The sequence below is a fragment of the Mesorhizobium sp. Ca11 genome, from assembly GCF_020165275.1.
In the GTDB taxonomy this organism is placed as follows: Bacteria; Pseudomonadota; Alphaproteobacteria; order Rhizobiales; family Rhizobiaceae; genus Mesorhizobium.
Genome location: NZ_JAIUHU010000005.1, coordinates 142,422 through 161,990, shown reverse-complemented (window position 1 = coordinate 161,990; position 19,569 = coordinate 142,422). Strand labels below are relative to the sequence as shown.

13 protein-coding genes are annotated in these 19,569 nt (G+C 61.3%); 9 read left to right on the top strand and 4 right to left on the bottom strand.

Translation table 11 applies throughout. From position 1 onward, the window contains the following. Nucleotides 1–101 precede the first annotated feature (101 nt). The gene (locus LB538_RS11095) at nucleotides 102–371 is read right to left on the bottom strand and encodes an acylphosphatase (RefSeq protein WP_224523003.1); all 270 of its coding nucleotides are present in this window, start codon (nucleotides 369–371) and stop codon (nucleotides 102–104) included. 28 nt (nucleotides 372–399) lie between these two features. After that, the gene (locus tag LB538_RS11090) at nucleotides 400–2,520 is read right to left on the bottom strand and encodes a N,N-dimethylformamidase beta subunit family domain-containing protein (protein ID WP_224523002.1); all 2,121 of its coding nucleotides are present in this window, start codon (nucleotides 2,518–2,520) and stop codon (nucleotides 400–402) included. 187 nt (nucleotides 2,521–2,707) lie between these two features. Between LB538_RS11090 and LB538_RS11085 the strand changes: the two genes are divergently transcribed. The 9 genes from LB538_RS11085 to LB538_RS11040 all read left to right on the top strand — a co-directional run bounded on the left by LB538_RS11085 (nucleotide 2,708) and on the right by LB538_RS11040 (nucleotide 17,984). Further along, nucleotides 2,708–3,481 carry an SDR family NAD(P)-dependent oxidoreductase gene (locus LB538_RS11085; protein ID WP_224523001.1) on the top strand — a complete coding sequence of 258 codons (774 nt, stop codon included), beginning with the start codon at nucleotides 2,708–2,710 and terminating at the stop codon, nucleotides 3,479–3,481. Between the two features lie 198 nt (nucleotides 3,482–3,679). Beyond that, nucleotides 3,680–5,002 (top strand): histidinol dehydrogenase, encoded by a 1,323-nt coding sequence (hisD, locus tag LB538_RS11080; RefSeq protein WP_224523000.1) that lies wholly within the window; start codon nucleotides 3,680–3,682, stop codon nucleotides 5,000–5,002. A gap of 15 nt (nucleotides 5,003–5,017) precedes the next feature. Continuing rightward, nucleotides 5,018–6,043 (top strand): zinc-dependent alcohol dehydrogenase, encoded by a 1,026-nt coding sequence (locus LB538_RS11075; RefSeq protein WP_224522999.1) that lies wholly within the window; start codon nucleotides 5,018–5,020, stop codon nucleotides 6,041–6,043. 30 nt (nucleotides 6,044–6,073) lie between these two features. After that, nucleotides 6,074–6,805: a histidine utilization repressor gene (gene hutC, locus LB538_RS11070; protein ID WP_095768633.1), complete on the top strand. Its 732-nt coding sequence runs from the start codon at nucleotides 6,074–6,076 to the stop codon at nucleotides 6,803–6,805. 310 nt (nucleotides 6,806–7,115) lie between these two features. Then, entirely contained in the window at nucleotides 7,116–8,117 is a 1,002-nt protein-coding gene (locus LB538_RS11065; RefSeq protein WP_224523349.1) for an ABC transporter substrate-binding protein, read from the top strand. Nucleotides 8,118–8,145: 28 nt separating this feature from the next. Further along, nucleotides 8,146–9,009, top strand: coding sequence for an ABC transporter permease (locus LB538_RS11060; RefSeq protein WP_411909008.1), 864 nt, complete (start codon nucleotides 8,146–8,148; stop codon nucleotides 9,007–9,009). 10 nt (nucleotides 9,010–9,019) lie between these two features. Then, the gene (locus tag LB538_RS11055) at nucleotides 9,020–9,802 is read left to right on the top strand and encodes an ABC transporter ATP-binding protein (RefSeq protein WP_224522998.1); all 783 of its coding nucleotides are present in this window, start codon (nucleotides 9,020–9,022) and stop codon (nucleotides 9,800–9,802) included. A 368-nt stretch (nucleotides 9,803–10,170) separates the two neighbouring features. Beyond that, nucleotides 10,171–15,885, top strand: a complete 5,715-nt coding sequence (locus LB538_RS11045) for a HAMP domain-containing protein (RefSeq protein ID WP_318011855.1) — start codon at nucleotides 10,171–10,173, stop codon at nucleotides 15,883–15,885. An 11-nt stretch (nucleotides 15,886–15,896) separates the two neighbouring features. Beyond that, nucleotides 15,897–17,984: a response regulator gene (locus tag LB538_RS11040; protein WP_224522997.1), complete on the top strand. Its 2,088-nt coding sequence runs from the start codon at nucleotides 15,897–15,899 to the stop codon at nucleotides 17,982–17,984. A gap of 140 nt (nucleotides 17,985–18,124) precedes the next feature. On the opposite strand, the gene LB538_RS11035 is transcribed toward LB538_RS11040, so the two are convergent. Together LB538_RS11035 and LB538_RS11030 are read right to left on the bottom strand one after the other, a co-directional pair. Continuing rightward, a complete protein-coding gene (locus LB538_RS11035; protein WP_224522996.1) occupies nucleotides 18,125–18,712 on the bottom strand; it encodes a cysteine hydrolase family protein in 588 nt (195 codons plus the stop codon). Between the two features lie 28 nt (nucleotides 18,713–18,740). Next, nucleotides 18,741–19,067: a DUF768 domain-containing protein gene (locus LB538_RS11030; protein WP_140839081.1), complete on the bottom strand. Its 327-nt coding sequence runs from the start codon at nucleotides 19,065–19,067 to the stop codon at nucleotides 18,741–18,743. Nucleotides 19,068–19,569 lie beyond the last annotated feature (502 nt).

Sequence of the window (19,569 nt, the reverse complement as noted above, 5' to 3'; positions counted from 1 at the left end):
CGATACGCCGGGTTAGGTTTGCACAACATTTCCTCACTGGCAATAATGCCTAAAAAAGGTGCATGACACCTCGGCAAGCAGAGGGCCGCAGGCCCAGAAACCTAGCCCGATTCGCTCTCGATCGGCGCCCGGCGGATGGTCTCGACCCAGACATCGATTGGTCCAAGAGAGCACCCCATCTCCATCATGTCGATGAGTTCGGCCGGACCGGCAATATCGAGTTCAATGCGGTCGGGACCGGCAAAGCATATTTCCTGCGCGAGCCCGAGCTTGGCGGCATGGCGCTCGATCCACGGAAGAAAGGATGCCACCTGGACATCGCCGAGGATCGTCATGCGCTCCCGCCAGGAACATCGATTTTGCTCGCTCATAGAAAACCTCGGCATGAAGCTGATCTGTCTATCTATCTACATCGTGCTCAATCGCTGAAGCATCTGCTTTTGAGAGCGTCGTCAGGCCAGACCGTCGGAGTTGGCCTCCTGCTTTGCAATGCGAGAGACGGTTGAGCAGGTTGAGGGTGATCCTCCCCACGTCGTTCATTGCTTTGCCGGCAGGCAGCGCGCCGCACCAGGCGACCGAACTTGCTGAAAAGATCAGGCCGCCCGCAGCAAGATTTCGTAAGGTCATTTCGGCGCAGCGACGGCCGACGCGTTCTTCATCCCCGCCCGCGTACCAGCGCGAGGGATCCTGGAAGAAGCCGGCCGGAAAGTCCGTCGCGCGGGCGATCACGACGGTGTCGGCCGACGTGCCCAGGGCCGGGTTCGTCGCATCCACCTCGTAACCCGCGGCGGCACCCAATACGATGCCTTCCGAACCGAAGGTTTTGTCCTCGATGCCTTCAAACAGCCATGCGCATTCCGGCGCGTGGCTTTCGGGCGTTCGCGTGAACGGGCGCGCGCCGTCGAAACCCATCAGCGAAATCGCGCCGCCGACCAGTGAAAACTCGCCGCGGCCCCGGGAGCGAAGGTGGCCGCCAGGCTCGTTGGTTATCGACAGATATTGTTCGCTGACCGGACCATCCCAAGTGCGGCCAGGTTCCAGGGGCGAGCGGCGCAATTCCATCAGGTCGTCCTTGAAGGCGACCGTTCCGGCAAAGCCGTTTCCGCCGAGATAGGCGATGCTGCCGCCCTCGGCCGCGAATTGCCGCAGTGCCCCTTCCATCTCGGTCGACATGTATTCCGGATGGCTTCCGGTCACGACGGCCCGATGCCCGCAGAGAACCTCGATCCCCTGCCGATGCAGATCGTGATCGGTGACGATGTCGAGCGCTATGCCGTTCTCGTTGCAGAATCTGAGGAAATGCAGATCGACCGGCAAGTTGTGAGGGCAGCCGCATAGCGGGTAGTTGTAGTCGTCCCGCAATGTCGCCTTGGGTTTGCGATAGGAGCAGATCGACACGCCACTGAGATCGGAGTGATAGTCGTAGAGCGACTTGAGGCTGTTTGCGATGGCAAAGCGGTGTCCGCGATCGTCGCACTTCCATTCATAGAGATGGTCGGGGAGATACTCGTCCGCGTAAGCAAGATAGGTCGCGGTCGGCAGCAGATAAAGCAGCGGTGAGGAAGCACGCGCGGTGGTGACGAAAAACACGATGCGCTCGTAGCCGCCGTCCCATTCCACCTGGAAAGCGTATACGCCCGGCTTCGCATTCTCGGGCACCGCGGCGCGGTGGGAAGCAGGCCAATCGAGCGGTCCCATGTCATCGTCATGGCAATGGACGGCATCGTAGTGCGAAGGCACGAGCCGGGGGTCGAAGCTCGATCCGTCCCAGCGCGCCGATGTCACGCAGAATGTAGGCTGATTTATCACATCGAGCGCCAGCGGAACCGGTCCGCCTGACGACAGGATCGGTCCCGTCGGCAGCAGAGTCGGGAAATTCCAGGCGATTGGCCCCTGAGAAGTCTCCAGCCGAATAGCTGCAAATCTCGCATTGAGAGTCAGCTCGCTTCGAGAGCCGCTCGCGCCGAAGAGGATGTCGCGCCCTTGTGGATGCCATTCGGCGTCGTGCAGGCGCCGCTTGAATTCGTAAGGGGCGAGGAGGTCGTGAGATTTCAGCTTGAAGAACGGCTCGTCCTCATGCAGGCCGAGCTCGACGGTGAGCCAAACCCCTTGCGGAACCGGCGCAGACAACAGACGATCATTCCGCATCTCCAAGGCGATCGCCCCATCGCGAAGGCTCAGCAGAAAGGACCCCGCTTCCAGGATCGTGCGCGGCCCCGTATTGCGGGTGAGAAACAGCTCAAAGCGGATGCCCTTGACGGCAGGCGCTTTTGCAAGCTCCTCGGCACGCAGGCGAAGGTACGATCCATGATCGAAGCTGCGATGCGCGTCGGGCTCGGATGTCGCCTCGATCGGCCAATCCACAAAATCCGCGGCGTGCGTGTCCAGCCGGCATATCCGCACGCTCTCCACCGGCCGGCTGCAGGAGAGGCCAAGCTCCACCCGCTGGCCGGGCCTTACGCTCCAGGGCGTGGCATAACCGGCAGCACTCATCGCTCCATGGTCAACCAAGCGGCGCATCGATCGTGCCTCTCAAATCCATGAATAACGGAGCGACTTCGCGGCCTCGGTTCCAGATCGACCGGTTGTCGCGCATGCCCCTCAACCACTACCGCAACCCAGTTGATTTGTATATGCTTGTATAGGTAAGTTCGATCCATTAGGCTCAAGGCGAGATCGCTAAGCCGGCCGTGCCAAGGAGGATCGCATGCGCAACGCTCCGCTCTTCGACCTGTCGGGCCGGAAAGCGCTTGTCACCGGCGCAAGCCGCGGCATCGGGCGTTCCATTGCCGAGGCGCTGAGCGCGGCCGGCGCCGATGTCGCCGTCACGGCACGCAGCCTTGCCTCGCTTGGGGAGACGACGGCCACCATCCGCGCCGCCGGCGGGGTGGCGCACGCCATCGCCCTGGACGTCACCGATGTCGGCCGCTGCAGGGCGGCGACGGCCGAGGCCGCCGGCCTGCTCGGCGGTCTCGATATTCTCGTCAACAATGCCGGGATGGAGGAAGTCCGCCCCTCGCTCGATGTCGACGAAGCGCTTTGGGACAGGATCGTCGACACGAATCTCAAAGGCGCATTCTTCTGCGCCCAGGCCGCCGCGCAGCACATGAAGGACGCCGGCCGGCCCGGCGTCATCATCAATCTTTGCTCGCTCACCTCCGAAGTCGGGATTCCGACGGCTGTGCCCTATGGCTCGTCGAAGTCGGGCCTGCTCGGCATGACGCGCGCTCTGGCGGCCGAGTGGGCGGATCTGGGGATCAGGGTCAACGCCATCGCCCCCGGCTATTTCAGGACGGCAATGACGGAAGTGTTCTACGGCAATGAGGCATGGCGGCAATCGATGCTCGCCAAAATCCCGCAGCATCGCTTCGGCGACCTGTCGGACCTGTACGGGATTGCGGTATTCCTCGCCTCCGATGCCTCGGCCTACATCACCGGTCAGTCCATCCCGGTCGATGGCGGCTTTCTCGCGTCGATCTGAAGATGGCCTCTCATCAGCTGAGCTCGAGTTGGCGGGACGCAGAAAATGCTGGCAGCCGTTATGTGTACATGTATATACTTTTGCAGGCTGGCAATGTTCCACCTGCGGCCCTTGCCTCGTATTGCCGGTCTCAAAGGTCTTCCAGGCGTGTGACCGGCCATCGCCAACCGCCACTGCGTTCCGGGAGAAGGAGCAGCCATGTCCGATATCAGCTTCCACGACCTGTCGACCCTCGACGCCGACCGGCGGGCCAGCTTGCTGAGGCGCGCCGAAGCCGATCTTTCGGTCTTCGTCGAAAAAGCCCGTCCGATCATCGAGGCGGTCAGGACCGAAGGTGACGCCGCCCTGCTTCGGTTCGCGCGCGAGCTCGACAAGGCCGATGTGGCCGATGGCGGGCTCAAGGTCTCGGAAGCGGAGTTCGACGCGGCATTCGACAAGGTCGAAAAGGATGTCGTGGAGAGCATCCGGTTCGGTATCGAGAACATCCGGCATTTCCACGAGGAGCAGCGTCCGGAAACGATGTGGCTGAAGGAAGTCCGGCCGGGCGCCTATGCAGGTGACAGATACACCCCGATCGCCTCCGTGGCGCTTTACGTTCCGCGCGGCAAGGGCGCCTTCCCGTCGGTGACGATGATGACCTCGGTCCCGGCTGTGATTGCCGGCGTGCCCCAGATAGCGATCGTGACGCCGCCGACTTCCGATGGATCCGTCGATGCCGCGACCCTGGTTGCCGCACGCCTCGCCGGAGTCGAGACTGTATACAAATGCGGTGGCGCCCAGGCGGTCGCTGCTGTCGCCTATGGCACCGAGACAGTGAAGCCCGCCGTCAAGATCGTCGGGCCGGGCAGTCCCTGGGTGGTGGCGGCAAAGAGCCTGCTGTCCTCGGTCATCAACACCGGCCTTCCGGCCGGCCCTTCCGAAGCCATCATCTTTGCCGATGACAGCGTCGATGGCGGCCTTGCCGCGCTGGACCTTTTGATCGAAGCCGAGCACGGACCGGATTCCTCGGCCTATCTGGTGACGCATAGCCGCAAGGTCGCCGAGGCCGCGCTTGCCGCGCTGCCGCAGCATTGGTCCCGCATGAGCGAACAGCGCGTCGAATTCTCGCGCGCTGTGCTGACCGGAACGCGCGGCGGCATCGTGCTGACCGCGTCCCTGGAGGACAGCTATCGCTTCATCAACGACTACGCTCCGGAGCATCTCGAGATCCTGTCGAAGGAACCGTTCGCGCATCTCGGGCACATCACCGAAGCGGCCGAGATCCTCATGGGTCCGCATACGCCGGTGACGCTCGCCAACTTTGTCCTCGGGCCCAATGCCGTGTTGCCGACCAGCCGGTGGGCGCGCACGTATGGGCCGCTGTCGGTCACGGATTTCGTCAAGCGCTCGTCAGTCGGTTATGTGACGTCGGCGGCCTATCCGGAACTCGCCGGGCATGCGCGCAGGCTCGCCCGCTACGAAGGCTTCAGCTCGCATGAAAACGCGGTCTCGGAAATCCGCAGCCGCTATCTCTCGGTCTGAGCGGAAGCGAAGACGATGAAGGCCGCGCGACTTTACGGACCCGGCGACTTGCGCGTTGAGGATATCGCCGCCCCGGGCGTCCCCGATGCGGGCTGGGTGAAGCTCAAGGTGGACGCCGCGGGCATCTGCGGTTCCGACCTGCACAATTTCCGCACCGGTCAATGGATAAGCCGCTCGCCTTCGACGGCCGGCCATGAATTGACGGGCACGGTGGTTGCCGTGGGTGAGGGCGTCGACACCATCGCCATTGGCGACCGGGTGGTCGCCGATTCACGCTTCTGGTGCGGAGAGTGCGCGCAATGCCGTGCCGGCAGGCGCCATCTCTGCACGTCGCTAGGCTTCGTCGGCGAAATATGCGACGGCGGATTTGCCGAACAGGCCGTGCTCCCCGCGCGCCTGTTGCATAGCGTCGATGCCGCGCTTGATGTGCGGGTGGCGGCGATGGCCGAGCCGCTCGCGGTTGCGCTGCATGCGGTGCGACGCCTGCCGAAAGCGGCGGCCTCGGTGCTTGTTCTCGGCTGCGGGACCATCGGCGGCCTTGCCGCGTTGCTGCTGTCGCGGACGCTCGCGGGCACCGTGCTGATCGCCGACCGCAACCAGGCTCGCTGCGCTCGCGTCGCGCGCGTGACCGGCGCCACGATCGTCGATCTAGACCCGCACGCCATCGCCTCAGCGACTGCGAATACCCCCTTGCTCGCGGCCGTCGAGGCGACAGGCAGCGTCGCCGCGCTCAGTCAGTTGCTGGGTGTTCTCGGCCCGGGCGGCACCATTGCGATGGTCGGCATCTTCCACGGCCGGCTCGACATCGACCCCAACATGCTGGTCGAGCGGGAGATCGCGTTGCTGGGCTGCCACGCCTTCGCCGACGAGCTTCCCGATGCCATCCGGATGCTGGGTGAGCTGAGCGAGCCGCTGATCAGCCTGATCGACCGCGAGATCGGCCTGGATGACGTCCCCGCAGCCTATCGGCGGCTGCTGGAAGGCCAGGGCGACGGCTTGAAAACAATCATCCGGATGCGGCAATCCCTTGAGCATTCCTGATTTCCGTGCTTGCCGGAAAGGACATCTGAAATGAACACTCTGCCCGATACGGCCAGCCCCCTCTACGAGAAGGTCAAGGACTACATCCTGACGAACATCGGGACCGGCCGGTGGAGCAAGGACCGCAAGCTGCCGTCCGAAAATGAATTCGTGGCAGCGCTTGGTGTGTCCAGGATGACGATCCACCGCGCCTTGCGGGAACTGACCTCGGCGGGATTTCTGATCCGGCTGCAGGGCGTGGGAACATTCATCGCGCCGCCGCGGCCGCAATCGGCCCTGATCGAGATCAACAATATCGCGGCCGAGATCCTGGCACGCGGCAACAAGCATCGTTCCGAGGTTCTCGTCCTCGAAAAAATCATGCCGGAGAAGGAGCTTGCGCTGTCCTTCGAGTTCGCCAGGCGTTCGTCGGTCTACCACTCCGTCGTCGTCAATTTTGAGAACGATCTGCCTGTGCAACTGGAAGAGCGCTTCGTCAATCCGAGCCTGATACCCGACTACGACAAGCAGGATTTTTCCAAGACCGCGACCTACGACTATCTGATGCAGAAAACACCGGTGACCGAGGTCGAGCACATCATCTCGGCAATCCCGGCCGATGCCGAGACGGCGCGGCATCTGGGCATCGATGCCGGCAGCTGCTGCCTGCTTCTGCACCGCCGGACGTGGACGGGAGCGATCGTCGCCACCATCAGCAAGCTGACCTATGTCGGCAGCCGCTATTCGCTCGGCAGCCGGTACTCTCCTTCCAAAAGCGGCTGATCGCGGCAAGGCCCTGTTCCGGCGCAAATCGCGTGACGGATTCCTGGATGCGATCGGCCCTAACGCTATGCGGCAAACGAATGCGGTCTGATGTTCCGAAAGTTGCGAACCCAACCTGTCCAACTTGTATATGCATGTATGTATTTTAGTCTTGACATTCACCGCCGCCGACGTCGAGTATCCTTGCGCTTCCGTTGAAGCGGCAGGTAAGACGCCGAGGCACAGTGCCGCAAGAGCATAAGCCCGCATTCTCATCCAGGCCGGATATGCAGTTCAAAGAGCGGCGCGATCATAAAGGGGAACAGAGATGATGCGTAACCTAGCAGGACAATTTCGTGCACTCGTCGCGGCTGCTGTCATCGGGTTCGCCCCGGCGGCCTTTGCCGCCGACGCGGCCATTCCCGCGACGCCTGAAGCGGGCACCTTCAAGATCGGCATCGAGCCATGGCTCGGCTATGGCCAGTGGCACGTCGCCGAGGCCAAGGGCCTGTTCAAGGCAAGCGGGTTGTCGGACGTCCAAATCGTCAACTTCGCGGAAGACAAGGACATCAATGCCGCGCTCGCGAGCGGCCAGCTCGATGCCGCCAACATCGCGACCCATACCGCGATGGGTATGGTTGCGGCGGGCCTGCCGGTGAAAATCGTGCTGCTGCTCGATGTCAGCATGACGGCCGACGCCATGATCGCCGGCAAGGATATTTCCTCCGTCGCCGACCTCAAGGGCAAGCAGGTCGCGTTCGAGGAGGGCACGACCAGCGACATCCTGCTCAAATACGCCCTTGCCAAGAACGGCATGTCCATCGCCGATGTGCAGCCGGTGCCGATGCCGGCGGCCGACGCCGGCAGCGCGCTGATTGCCGGACAGGTCCCGGTCGCGGTCACCTACGAACCTTATCTCACCGCGGCCACGGCGCAGAACAAGGACGTCAAGCTGCTCTTCACCGCCGGCGAGGATCCCGGCCTGATCAGCGACGTGCTTGTGGTGCGCGACGAGGTGATCAAGTCGCGACCCGGCCAGGTGCTTGCCATGATCAAGACCTGGGATGCGGCCCTGAAGGACTACAACGGCGATACCGCGGGTGGCCGCGCCATCATTTCCAAGGCCGTCGGTTCCAGTGTCGAGGACCTCAACACGGCCTTCGACGGCGTGCGCTATTATTCTCTCGCCGAGAACAAGAGCGCTCTGACCGGCGAGTTCTCCACCAAGACATTCGCCGATGTCGAAGCCGCCGCCAAGAATGCCGGGCTGCTCCAGGCCGACGTGACACCGGAGCAGATGATAGACCCGTCATTCGTCAAGGCCGCGGAATGATGAAGACTGCCTCTCGGTGGTAGCGCGGATGTCCGAGCAGCGTGCCGCCAAAACGAGCCAGTCCGGCCCCGCGCAAGGACCGGCTGCGCGACCGGTGCCGCGCCGCCGATCCTCCGGAATCGGCGCGCCCATCACGCGGTCGCGTTTCCTGATGATCGCCGTGGCCGTTTTTGCCGGCCTCGGCCTTGCCTGGTGGGCGGCAACGGGCCTGGAGCTGGTGAAGCCCATCTTCCTGCCTTCGCCGGAAAGCGTGGCGGGACAGCTCGGCAAGCTCTGGAGCGACGGCACGCTGTGGCTGGACCTCAAGGCCTCGATATACCGCATCTCCATCGGCTTCCTGATCGCCTCCGCACTGGCGATTCCGATCGGCGTGCTGATCGGCAGCTTCAGGGTCTGGGAAGCCGCCGTCGAGCCGCTGGTGGATTTCATCCGCTATATGCCGGTGGTCGCCTTCGTGCCGCTTTCCATCCTCTGGTCGGGCACCGGCGACGCCCAGAAGTTCCTGATCATCTTCATCGGGACCTTCTTTCAGCAGGTCCTGATGATCATGGACAATGTGAAGCGGGTGCCGACGGATTTCGTCGGCCTCGGCAGGACGCTCGGCCTGCCGGACCGCAAGATCCTGACGCGTATTGTGGTGCCCAGCGCCCTGCCGGGCATCTGGGACACGCTGCGCATCAGCCTGGGCTGGGCGTGGACCTGGCTCGTGCTGGCTGAGCTCGTCGCGGCGACCTCCGGCCTCGGCTACCGCATCACCGTGTCGCAGCGCTATTTCCAGACCAACACCATCATCGGCTACATCCTGCTGTTGGGTGTGCTCGGTCTCATCACCGACCAGGTGATGAAGGCGCTGGGAAAGGTGCTGTTCCGGCAGGAAGGCCACGCGCAATGAGGTTCGGCCGATGAGTTTGCCCAAACTGCGCATCGAAGGCCTGCACAAGAGCTTTGGCACCGGGGAGCGGCGCACCCAGGTGCTGCGTGACATCAATCTCGACCTTGCCGACAACGAGTTCGTCTCGCTGGTGGGCACGTCGGGTTGCGGCAAGAGCACGCTGCTGTCGATCGTGGCTGGGCTGCAGGATTTCGACGCGGGCGAGCTCGACATCGACGGCTCGCCGATCCTCAAGCCCGGCCTCGACCGCGGCGTCGTCTTCCAGTCCTACACGCTGCTGCCTTGGCTGACGGCGCAGCAGAACATAGAATTTGCCCTCAAGGCCGCCGGCTATGATCGCTCGACCTGCCGCAGGATCGCGCGCGAGCACCTCGACCTCGTCAAGCTTCCGCACTGTGCCGACCTCTATCCGTCGGAACTGTCGGGCGGCATGAAGCAGCGCGTCGCCATCGCGCGGGCGCTGTCCTATCGGCCCAAGATGCTGCTCATGGACGAGCCCTTCGGCGCGCTCGACGCCTTGACCAGGCACCAGATGCAGGAGCTGCTGACGCAGATCTGGGAGGAGCACCGGCTGACCGTGCTCTTCGTCACCCATGACGTGGAGGAGGCCGTCTATCTGTCCGACCGCATCGTCGTCATGGGGATCGGCCCGGGACGCATCATGCGAACCTTCAACGTCGACATAGAGCGCCCGCGCCGGGAAGAGGTCATGGAAAGCGCGGAGTTCATGGACCTGCAGCGCAATGTCCACAAGGCGATCCGCGAAGCTTCAAGACGTCCAGAGATGGCATGAGGCGAGCCGGCCTTGCCGGGCCGCCTGCGGAATCGCCCCTCTGCGACTAACATAATCCTTATCCGTCAAAAGCTTACGAAGCGGTTCGCCAAGTTGAAAAGAGCCTGCGGGCGGCGGTGTCGCAGCTTCCGATTGGGCTGAATACGCCAAGCAATTCCAAGGCAAAGCAAGCCAAATAACGGGCGAGCCTTCGCGCTTTTTTAAGCGTTTGCCGGCGTGCGGATGAGATTCGATCTGCGCGTCGGAACAAATTGGCGCCTACCACGTTGTGGAGCTTGCGGTGAATTGTATACCTCGCCGCGAGGGCGGGACTTCATCTGATCATCAGTTCTTCACAAACAGGTGGATTGGGGAGTGGCACTGTGAGCGTGCAGGCATCAAGGGCGCAACTAGATCGTCGTCAAATTCTCAATTCCTTAAAGGCCTTCAGGCGAGGCGACTTTTCCATCCGGATCGACAACATCTATGAGGGAATCGATTCCGATATTGCCGATGCCTTCAATCAGATCGTCGAACTCAACGATCAGGTGACGAAGGAGTTTGAGCGGCTGAGCAGGGTCGTCGGCAAGGACGGCAGAATTGGCGAGCGGGGTCATGTCCGCAATGCTACCGGCAGCTGGGAATCAAGCGTCAGGTCGGTCAACGACCTGATCGAAGACATGGTTCAACCGACCGCCGAAGTGGCCCGCGTCATCGGGGCAGTGGCCAAAGGCGACCTTTCCCAGACAATGATGGTCGAAATCGACGGCCGCCCGCTGCGCGGGGAGTTCCTGCGCATAGGCAAGATCGTCAACACGATGGTGGGGCAACTGGCTTCCTTTGCCTCCGAAGTGACACGTGTCGCGCGTGAGGTTGGAACGGAGGGAAAGCTCGGCGGACAAGCGCGGGTGAAGGGCGTGGCCGGCACGTGGAAGGACCTGACCGACAACGTCAACGCCATGGCCACCAACCTTACCGGCCAGGTGCGCAACATCGCCGAGGTGACCACTGCGGTGGCGTCAGGCGATTTGTCTAAGAAGATCACTGTCGATGTGAAGGGCGAGATACTCGAGCTCAAGAACACCATCAACACGATGGTCGATCAGTTGAACTCGTTCGCATCGGAAGTGACGCGCGTCGCGCGCGAGGTCGGCACGGAAGGCAAGCTCGGGGGCCAGGCGCGGGTCGAAGGCGTCGGCGGCACGTGGAAGGACCTCACCGACAATGTGAACTCGATGGCCGAGAATCTGACCGGCCAGGTTCGCAACATTGCCGAGGTGACGACGGCGGTCGCGCTGGGCGATCTCTCCAAGAAGATCACCGTCGACGTGAAGGGCGAGATCCTGGAACTCAAGAACACCATCAACACGATGGTCGATCAGTTGAACTCGTTCGCATCCGAGGTCACGCGCGTCGCGCGCGAGGTCGGCACCGAGGGCAAGCTCGGCGGCCAGGCCCAGGTTCGCGGCGTCGCCGGCACCTGGAAAGACCTGACCGACAACGTCAATTCCATGGCCGAGAACCTCACCGGCCAAGTGCGCAACATTGCCGAGGTCACGACGGCGGTTGCTTCGGGTGACCTGTCGAAAAAGATCACGGTGGCAGTGCAGGGGGAGATACTCGAGCTCAAGGATACCATCAATACGATGGTCGATCAGCTGAACTCCTTCGCCTCCGAAGTCACGCGCGTTGCGCGCGAAGTGGGCACGGAAGGCAAGCTCGGCGGGCAGGCAGAGGTGAGGGGCGTCGGGGGCACCTGGAAAGACCTGACCGACAACGTCAATCTGATGGCGGCCAACCTGACTGGCCAGGTTCGAAACATCGCCGAGGTTACGACAGCCGTCGCCCGCGGCGACCTTTCCAAGAAGATCACCGTGGACGTCAAAGGCGAGATCCTCGAGCTCAAGGATACCGTCAACACGATGGTCGACCAGCTGAACTCCTTCGCCTCCGAAGTCACGCGCGTGGCGCGCGAGGTCGGTTCGGAAGGCAAGCTCGGCGGCCAGGCCCATGTGGAAGGTGTCGGCGGCACGTGGAAAGACCTGACCGACAACGTCAACGCCATGGCCGGCAATCTGACCGTGCAGTTGCGCGACGTGTCCAAGGTCGCGACCGCGATCGCGACCGGCGATCTGACGCAGAAGATCACCGTCGATGCCTTGGGAGAGATCCTGCAGATCAAGGATGTGATCAACACGATGGTTGATCAGCTGAATTCCTTTGCCTCGGAGGTGACGCGCGTGGCGCGCGAGGTCGGTTCGGACGGCAAGCTCGGCGGCCAAGCGCAGGTCAGAGGCGTGGGCGGCACCTGGAAGGACCTGACCGACAATGTGAATGCGATGGCGGCCAACCTGACGGGCCAGGTGCGCAACATCGCGGAAGTGACCACGGCCGTGGCGCTCGGCGACCTTTCCAAGAAGATCACCGTGGACGTCAAGGGCGAGATCCTTGAGCTCAAGTCGACCATCAACACCATGGTCGATCAGCTGAACTCCTTCGCCGGCGAGGTGACTCGCGTGGCGCGCGAAGTCGGCACCGAAGGAAAGCTCGGCGGCCAAGCCCAGGTGCGAGGCGTGGCCGGTACATGGAAGGATTTGACCGACAACGTGAATTCCATGGCCGAGAATCTGACCGGTCAGGTTCGCAACATCGCCGAAGTGACGACGGCGGTCGCGCGAGGCGATCTTTCGAAGAAGATCACCGTCGACGTGAAGGGCGAAATCCTCGAGCTCAAGTCGACCATCAACACCATGGTCGACCAGCTGAACTCCTTCGCCGGCGAGGTGACACGCGTCGCACGTGAAGTCGGCACGGAAGGAAAGCTTGGCGGTCAGGCCGAAGTGCGCGGCGTGGCCGGCACCTGGAAGGATCTGACCGACAACGTCAACCTGATGGCCACCAATCTGACCAACCAGGTGCGCGGCATCGCCGACGTCGTGACTGCGGTTGCGCAAGGCAATCTCAAACGCAAGTTGACTGTGGACGCGAAGGGCGAAATCGCCTCCCTGGCGGACACCATCAACGGGATGATCGAAACGCTCGCCACCTTTGCCGACCAGGTGACCAATGTCGCGCGCGAAGTCGGCATCGAAGGCAAGCTTGGAGGCCAGGCACGCGTGCCTGGCGCCGCCGGTCTGTGGCGCGATCTTACGGACAACGTCAATCAGTTGGCGGCCAATCTGACCACCCAGGTCCGCGCAATCGCCGAGGTCTCGACAGCGGTGACGAAGGGTGATCTGACGCGCTCGATCAGCGTCGAGGCTTCCGGAGAGGTCGCCGCGCTCAAGGACAACATCAACGAGATGATCCGCAATCTCAAGGATCAGACGTTGAAAAACGCCGAGCAAGATTGGCTGAAGACAAATCTCGCGCGTTTCTCCCGCATGCTGCAGGGAGAGCGCGATCTCGCCACGGTGTCGCGTCTCATCATGTCCGAGCTCGCTCCGCTTGTGAACGCGCAATACGGCGTCTTTTATGTGACCAATCGGGACGAGGAGGAGTCCTATCTGGAACTGGCGGCGTCCTATGGTGCCGAGAGCAAGGCGGCAATCAAGCAACGCCTCGATCTGCGTGAGGGTCTCGTCGGACAAAGTGCTGCCGACAAGCGAGCCATTATGCTCGACAATGTTCCGCCGGACTTTTTGCGCGTCACATCGGGGCTTGGCAGCGCCTCGCCGGCAAACGTCATCATTCTACCTGCCTTGTTCGAAGATGAGGTCAAGGCTGTCATCGAGCTCGCATCTTTCAGCGAGTTCCGCGACACGCACCAATCGTTTCTCAATCAGCTGATGGAATCGGTCGGCATCGTCCTCAACACGATCGCGGCGACGATGCGCACCGAGGGCCTGCTCAAGCAATCGCAATTGCTGACATCCGAGCTGCAGGCGCGTCAGACCGAACTGACGAAAAAGCAGGAGGAACTGCACGCCACGAACGAGGAACTCCAGGAGAAGGCTCAACTTCTGGAGAATGAGAAGAAGCAGGTCGAAAACAAAAATCTCGAAATCGAGATGGCGCGCCGGGCGCTTGAGGAGAAAGCCGAGCAGCTGGCGCTTACCTCCAAGTACAAATCCGAGTTCCTCGCCAACATGAGTCATGAGCTCAGAACCCCGCTCAATTCGCTTCTCATTCTTTCAAATCTGCTTGCCACGAACCAGCAGGGCAACCTCAACGAAAAGCAGGTCGAGTTTGCTCGCACCATCAATTCGGCCGGCACGGATCTTCTCAGCCTGATCAACGACATTCTCGATTTGTCGAAGATCGAGTCCGGCACGGTCTCGATCGACATCAACGATATGCCAGTCGCCCATTTGCGACAGCATATGGAGCGCACGTTCCGCCAGCTTGCAGCCGACAAGGGTCTGGGCTTTACCATCAATGTCGATCCCGCTCTTCCGGAAACCGTGCGTACGGACGAGAAGCGGTTGCAGCAGATCGTGCTCAACCTGCTGTCGAATGCCTTCAAGTTCACCTCCGAAGGCAAGGTCAGCCTGAGTTTCAGAATGGAAAAGGCGGGACGCCGCAACGGCGCCAAGCTGCCCAGGAAAGCACTTGCCATAGCGGTGACCGACACCGGTATCGGCATCCCGGAAGACAAGCAGAAACTGATTTTCGAGGCGTTCCAGCAGGCCGACGGCACGACCAGCCGCAAATATGGAGGAACCGGACTTGGGCTCTCGATCAGCCGTGAGATCGCCCGTTTGCTCGGCGGTGAGCTAAGAGTTGAAAGCATTCCCGGCAAAGGATCGACGTTCACGCTCGTCATTCCGATCGATGGTCCCAGGGTTGCCGCTGCCAGCCAGCCGGAACTGCTTCCGGCCACCGAGGCAATCGCGACGACAGCGGCGCCCAGCGGTTTGCCGTCGGCGGAATTGATGGACGATCGCGACGCTATATCGGCGCAAGATAGGGTCGTTCTGATCGTCGAGGACGACCCGACCTTTGGCGGTCTGCTGCTGGGCCTGGCACGGTCTGCCGGGTTGAAAGGCGTCCTGTCGACCGCAGGCTCCGGAACCTTGGCGCTGGCCCGCAAACTGGTGCCGGACGCGATCACGCTGGACCTCGGCCTTGCGGACATCGATGGATGGGTGCTCTTCGACCTGCTGCGCCATGATCCGAAGACCGCCGGCATTCCCATTCATGTGATTTCCGGAGCGGAAGACATCGATAGCCTGGCTCGCAAAGGGGCATCGAGCATCTCGACCAAACCGGTGTCATCCGAGGAGCTGGTGAAGGTGTTCCAGGAAATTCATTCGAGGAACCTGCGCGTCCAGCGCCGGGTGCTCGTGGCTGACTCCGATCCCGAGCGCCGACTTTCCCTGGTCGAGACGATCCGGGACGGCGTCACCTCGGTCACCGCAATCAGTCGCGCGGCAACCGCGGAGGACATCGACCTCGCCTCATTCGATGCGGTTGTCCTTGGGCTTGGAAAGTCTGCGAGGGATAATGCGCGGGCCCTTGACGAACTCACCAACCAGTTTTCAGACGGCCTTCCGCCGCTGCTGTTTTTTGCCCCTCATTCAGAGGCAGTTGAACAGGTGCTGGCGTTGAATCCCGCTTTGTCCTCAGTCCCGCGAGCTGAGAATTTTGCTCAATTGGCTCTCCATATATCTGCGACGCTTCCGGGAGGATTGCGCGAGGAAAGCGGGGCAGGTGCCGAACGAGCTGACAACAGGTCGAATCTTGCGGGCGCGAAAGTCCTGATCGTCGATGACGATATTCGAAACATCTATTCGCTGACGAGCGTCCTTGAGACCTACGATATCGAAGTCCTTCACGCTGAGCGCGGTCGCGATGGGATAGCGTTGCTGGAGGAGAATGCCGACGTCGACGCAGCCTTGATCGACATCATGATGCCGGAGATGGACGGCTACGAGACGATGAGGAGTATCCGCAACACACCCTCCATCGCGCATATTCCGTTGATATCGGTGACAGCAAAGGCGATGAAAGGCGACCGGCAGAAATGCCTGGAAGCCGGGGCTTCCGACTATATTGCCAAGCCTGTCGATCTCGACCTGCTGTTGGCACTGCTGCGGGTCTGGATCGGTCGCTCTCGGGATCGGGTCGAGACATCCCAAAATCTGCTTAGGTCAGTCAGCTGACGGGATGCCCGATGCAAAGGCTGTCGCGAATCCGTTCGAAGAAACTGGAGATTGTGCAGTTGGCGGACAATCAGTCAAAGGCACGCATCCTGGCAGTCGATGATGACGAACGAAACCTGTTGGCGATCGAAGAAGTTCTCACTCCACTCGCGGAAGTCGTCGCTGTGCAATCCGGCGAGGAGGCTCTGCGCTGCCTCCTAAAGGAGGATTTCGCCGTTATCTTGCTGGATGTTTTGATGCCGGGCCTCGACGGCTACGAAACAGCCGCGTTGATCCGCCAGCGCGAACAGTCCAGACGAACCCCTCTCATCTTCCTCACGGCCATCAATAAGGAAGATGCTCATATGCTGCGTGGCTACGACGCCGGCGCAGTGGACTATATGTTCAAGCCTTTCGACCCCGCCATGCTGCGATCCAAGGTGGCTGTATTCGTCGAGCTTCACGAAAAGACGCTCGAGATCCAGCGCAATGCGGTCGCCGAACAGGCACTTCTGGCGAAAGCCTTGCAGGCCGAAAAACAAAAGCTCGAGGCCGAACGATCGCTGCGCGGCGCCGAAGAACGGCAGGAGGCCATTCTAGGATCCTTGCCCGTCTGTTTTCACGCCAGGGTCGCCGAGCCGCCCTTTGCAGCACGTTTTGTTTCAAAAGGTGTCGAACGTCTGACGGGATTCCCACCTGAGCGACTGACGTCCGAGCCGCGGTTTGGGCTGAGCCGGGTGCATCCGGAAGATCTACCCAGGGTGCGGGAAGCTTTATTGGCGGCAAAGGTGACAGGCTCCTACACATGCGAGTTCCGCTGGCAGTGTGCCGATGGCAAATATCGTATCTTTCTCGACCAAGGAATCCTGTCGAAAGGTGTCGACGGACGCCGACCTGAAATCCTCGGCACTTTGCTTGACGTGACCGAGCGGCGTGAGCTCGAAAATCAACTTCTTCAGTCACAGCGCCTCGAAGCGGTCGGGAAACTCACCGGAGGGCTGGCACACGATTTCAACAATCTGCTTGCCGCGATTCTGAGCGGACTAGGATTGCTCGAGAGGCAGCTTACGCTTGACGAGCAAGCAAAGAAGATCGTTGAACTCACTCGCCGCTCCGCGAAGCAAGGCGCCGAACTTGTCAACCGCATGCTTGCCTTTTCGCGGCGTCAGAATCTGAAGCCGACGGCAGTGCGGCTGGCCGCGCTGGAAGATACGATGAATGGCTTGGTGGCTCCCGTGCTCGGCGGCCTGATCCGCTTTGAGTGGGAGGTCGACAACTCCGTTTGGCCCGCGCATGTCGACGTCGGCCAATTGGAGTTGGCGTTGATGAATCTGGTGTTCAACGCGCGCGACGCGATGCCCTCCGGCGGGACAATTGCCGTGCAGGCGCAAAATCGGGTCATCAAAATACCTTCCGAAGACCTGGCGGCCGGGGAGTATGTAGTCCTCACCGTCAAGGACACCGGTGCCGGCATCCCGAAGGAGATTCTGACCAAGGTCGTCGAACCGTTTTTCACGACGAAGCCCGTCGGGAAAGGCACCGGGCTGGGTCTCAGCACGGTATACGGTTTCATGAAGCAATCGGGCGGCGCGCTCCGCATAGACAGCCTCGTCGGGCGCGGAACATCCATGGAGCTGTGGCTGCCGCGTTCAGCGGAGCAGCCTTCCGACAATGTGGCAGATCTGGATGGAGAGAGAGTCCTGGTCGAGACTGCAGGGAAGGCTTTCCCTTCGCTTCTATTGATTGACGACAGCAGCGGATTGCGGCAGCTGACCGCGGAATCGCTTCGGCAACACGGGTTTACAGTGACATGCGCAGCAGGGGGTGCCGAGGCGCTGGCAATTATTGAACGGACACCGCATGAGTTCGACGTGATTGTCACCGATTTCGCAATGCCGCTCGTGTCCGGAGTCGAGGTAATTCGCTTCGCGCGCAACCTGCGCTCCGATTGGCCAGCGGTTATGATAACCGGCTATGCCGATGCTGAGGCAATTTCAAACCGCCCATCGGACGTGCCATTGGTCAACAAGCCGTTCCGGGAAAAAGATCTCATCGAGAGCATCTTGCGGGTCAGCGCCTTGAAGCCAGTCGGCGGCCGGCCGACAGCCGGTTCCAGTTAGATCAAGACTTGGCAGTGGCCAACCGGTCTTTCGCGCCAGACGACCGCACCCGCTGATACGACTGAGCATTCGAGGGACGGCCGCTCATCCGTTGCCGGCCGCACCTTGGCCGGCATGTGCCGGGCGAGATGAGCGATGGGTCAGCGCCAGAAATCCAGAACCTCCTCCGCAGCGGCGACTTCGACATGATGCGAATATCGCGTCGTGAACAGCTTGAGCATATTTTCGTAGGCTTCGTCCGATGTGCTGCAGATCGCATCCTCGACCAGGATCGTTCTGTAACCGAAGTCGATCGCTCCGAGCAGCGTCGCCAACACGCACATGTCGGCCTCGCCTCCGCTGACGATAAGCTCGGTCACACCTTCCGCCTGAAGGCTCCGGTGGAGCTCGCCGGTCAGCCAGGGAGAGTAAACGGACTTATCGAAAACGCGAGCCGGCGGCACGAAATCACGCAGTTCGGGCAGCAGTTCAAGGCTGCCCGGGCCGGCACATTCGATAGTCATCTGCGACCAGCGCTCATAGTATTGACGCCAATGGCCCTGGCCTTCGCCAGGTCTTCTCGCCGTTATGAACCTGGTGAAAATCGTTCGCTCCGGCCTGCCATCGACAAGCGAAAGCACCTTCGGCAGGATGGCGGGCAGCCACTCAACCGCCCATGGCCCAGGCGGCAAGAACATCATCTGCATGTCAACGCAAATGTGGACGGCTCGTGTTGAGATTGGCGTCATCGCGATCCAAACTTCCCTGCCGTGAAAGCTAAGCCTTTGTGTCACCGAATGCTTGCGCCGTCGGAGCGGTGTCGACGCCCGTTTCGCGGCCGGCCTCGGCGAGGAGCGCGTCGGCGAGGTACTCTTTCAAATCGCCGACCTCATCGCTGATTTCTTCCGCGAGGATGCCTTCCCGCTCCGCGTCCGCGATGCAAGCTCTCGCCAGTCTTTCTGCCGCGGCCTCCGGGGATGCTTCGGCGGCCGGTCTAACCGCATGGCCCTCGATCCACTCCTCGACGAAGTGTCCCGGTTTGTTGACGAGGATATCAACCTGGTCTGGGTTGACTTTAGGCGCAGGGAGAGTGTCGACCTTCATGACTTGAACTCCGGATTTGTGAATTACAAACGCGGACGCTTAAGCAAGGATGCATAGTCTCTGCCCCTCTCGAAGGACTGTGATCGTAATGTGAAGGAGAGCTGATGGCGCATTCGTCTGAAACGGCAAGAGCGTGGCCCGCGCCTTTTTTTGGATTGCGGTTGGTTTCACTTACGCTTGCGGTCGAGACGCTTGAGTGATTCGCGCAGTTTGTCAGGAAGCCAGCGGTTTACGTGAAACAAAGGCAAGCTCCGTAGATATCGACGCATGGTTTCATTCGAGAATTGCCGCCTAAGAAGAGCGGCTGTGGATTTGTTGTCGCGTTTCTCGGCCATGGTTGCAGGTCAGACATGAGGCGGCTTGCTTGATCAAAAACTTGTCCCACACTCCGTTGTTCCCCCCAGTTACAAACAGTGAAGGGTCCACTGCCGATTTGCGCCCCCGATTTTTGACGGCCCATGGGTAGGGATCCCACGTAACCTTGATCAATGGCCGGTCTTCT

Excerpts from the sequence above, each read along its gene's own strand:
- LB538_RS11090 (WP_224523002.1), bottom strand. The coding sequence starts at position 2,520 with ATGCGCCGCTTGGTTGACCATGGAGCGATGAGTGCTGCCGGTTATGCC.
- LB538_RS11065 (WP_224523349.1), top strand. The coding sequence starts at position 7,116 with ATGCGTAACCTAGCAGGACAATTTCGTGCACTCGTCGCGGCTGCTGTC.
- LB538_RS11060 (WP_411909008.1), top strand. The coding sequence starts at position 8,146 with ATGTCCGAGCAGCGTGCCGCCAAAACGAGCCAGTCCGGCCCCGCGCAA.
- LB538_RS11085 (WP_224523001.1), top strand. The coding sequence starts at position 2,708 with ATGCGCAACGCTCCGCTCTTCGACCTGTCGGGCCGGAAAGCGCTTGTC.
- LB538_RS11035 (WP_224522996.1), bottom strand. The coding sequence starts at position 18,712 with ATGACGCCAATCTCAACACGAGCCGTCCACATTTGCGTTGACATGCAG.
- LB538_RS11075 (WP_224522999.1), top strand. The coding sequence starts at position 5,018 with ATGAAGGCCGCGCGACTTTACGGACCCGGCGACTTGCGCGTTGAGGAT.
- LB538_RS11095 (WP_224523003.1), bottom strand. The coding sequence starts at position 371 with ATGAGCGAGCAAAATCGATGTTCCTGGCGGGAGCGCATGACGATCCTC.
- LB538_RS11055 (WP_224522998.1), top strand. The coding sequence starts at position 9,020 with ATGAGTTTGCCCAAACTGCGCATCGAAGGCCTGCACAAGAGCTTTGGC.
- LB538_RS11030 (WP_140839081.1), bottom strand. The coding sequence starts at position 19,067 with ATGAAGGTCGACACTCTCCCTGCGCCTAAAGTCAACCCAGACCAGGTT.
- hutC (WP_095768633.1), top strand. The coding sequence starts at position 6,074 with ATGAACACTCTGCCCGATACGGCCAGCCCCCTCTACGAGAAGGTCAAG.
- hisD (WP_224523000.1), top strand. The coding sequence starts at position 3,680 with ATGTCCGATATCAGCTTCCACGACCTGTCGACCCTCGACGCCGACCGG.
- LB538_RS11040 (WP_224522997.1), top strand. The coding sequence starts at position 15,897 with ATGCAAAGGCTGTCGCGAATCCGTTCGAAGAAACTGGAGATTGTGCAG.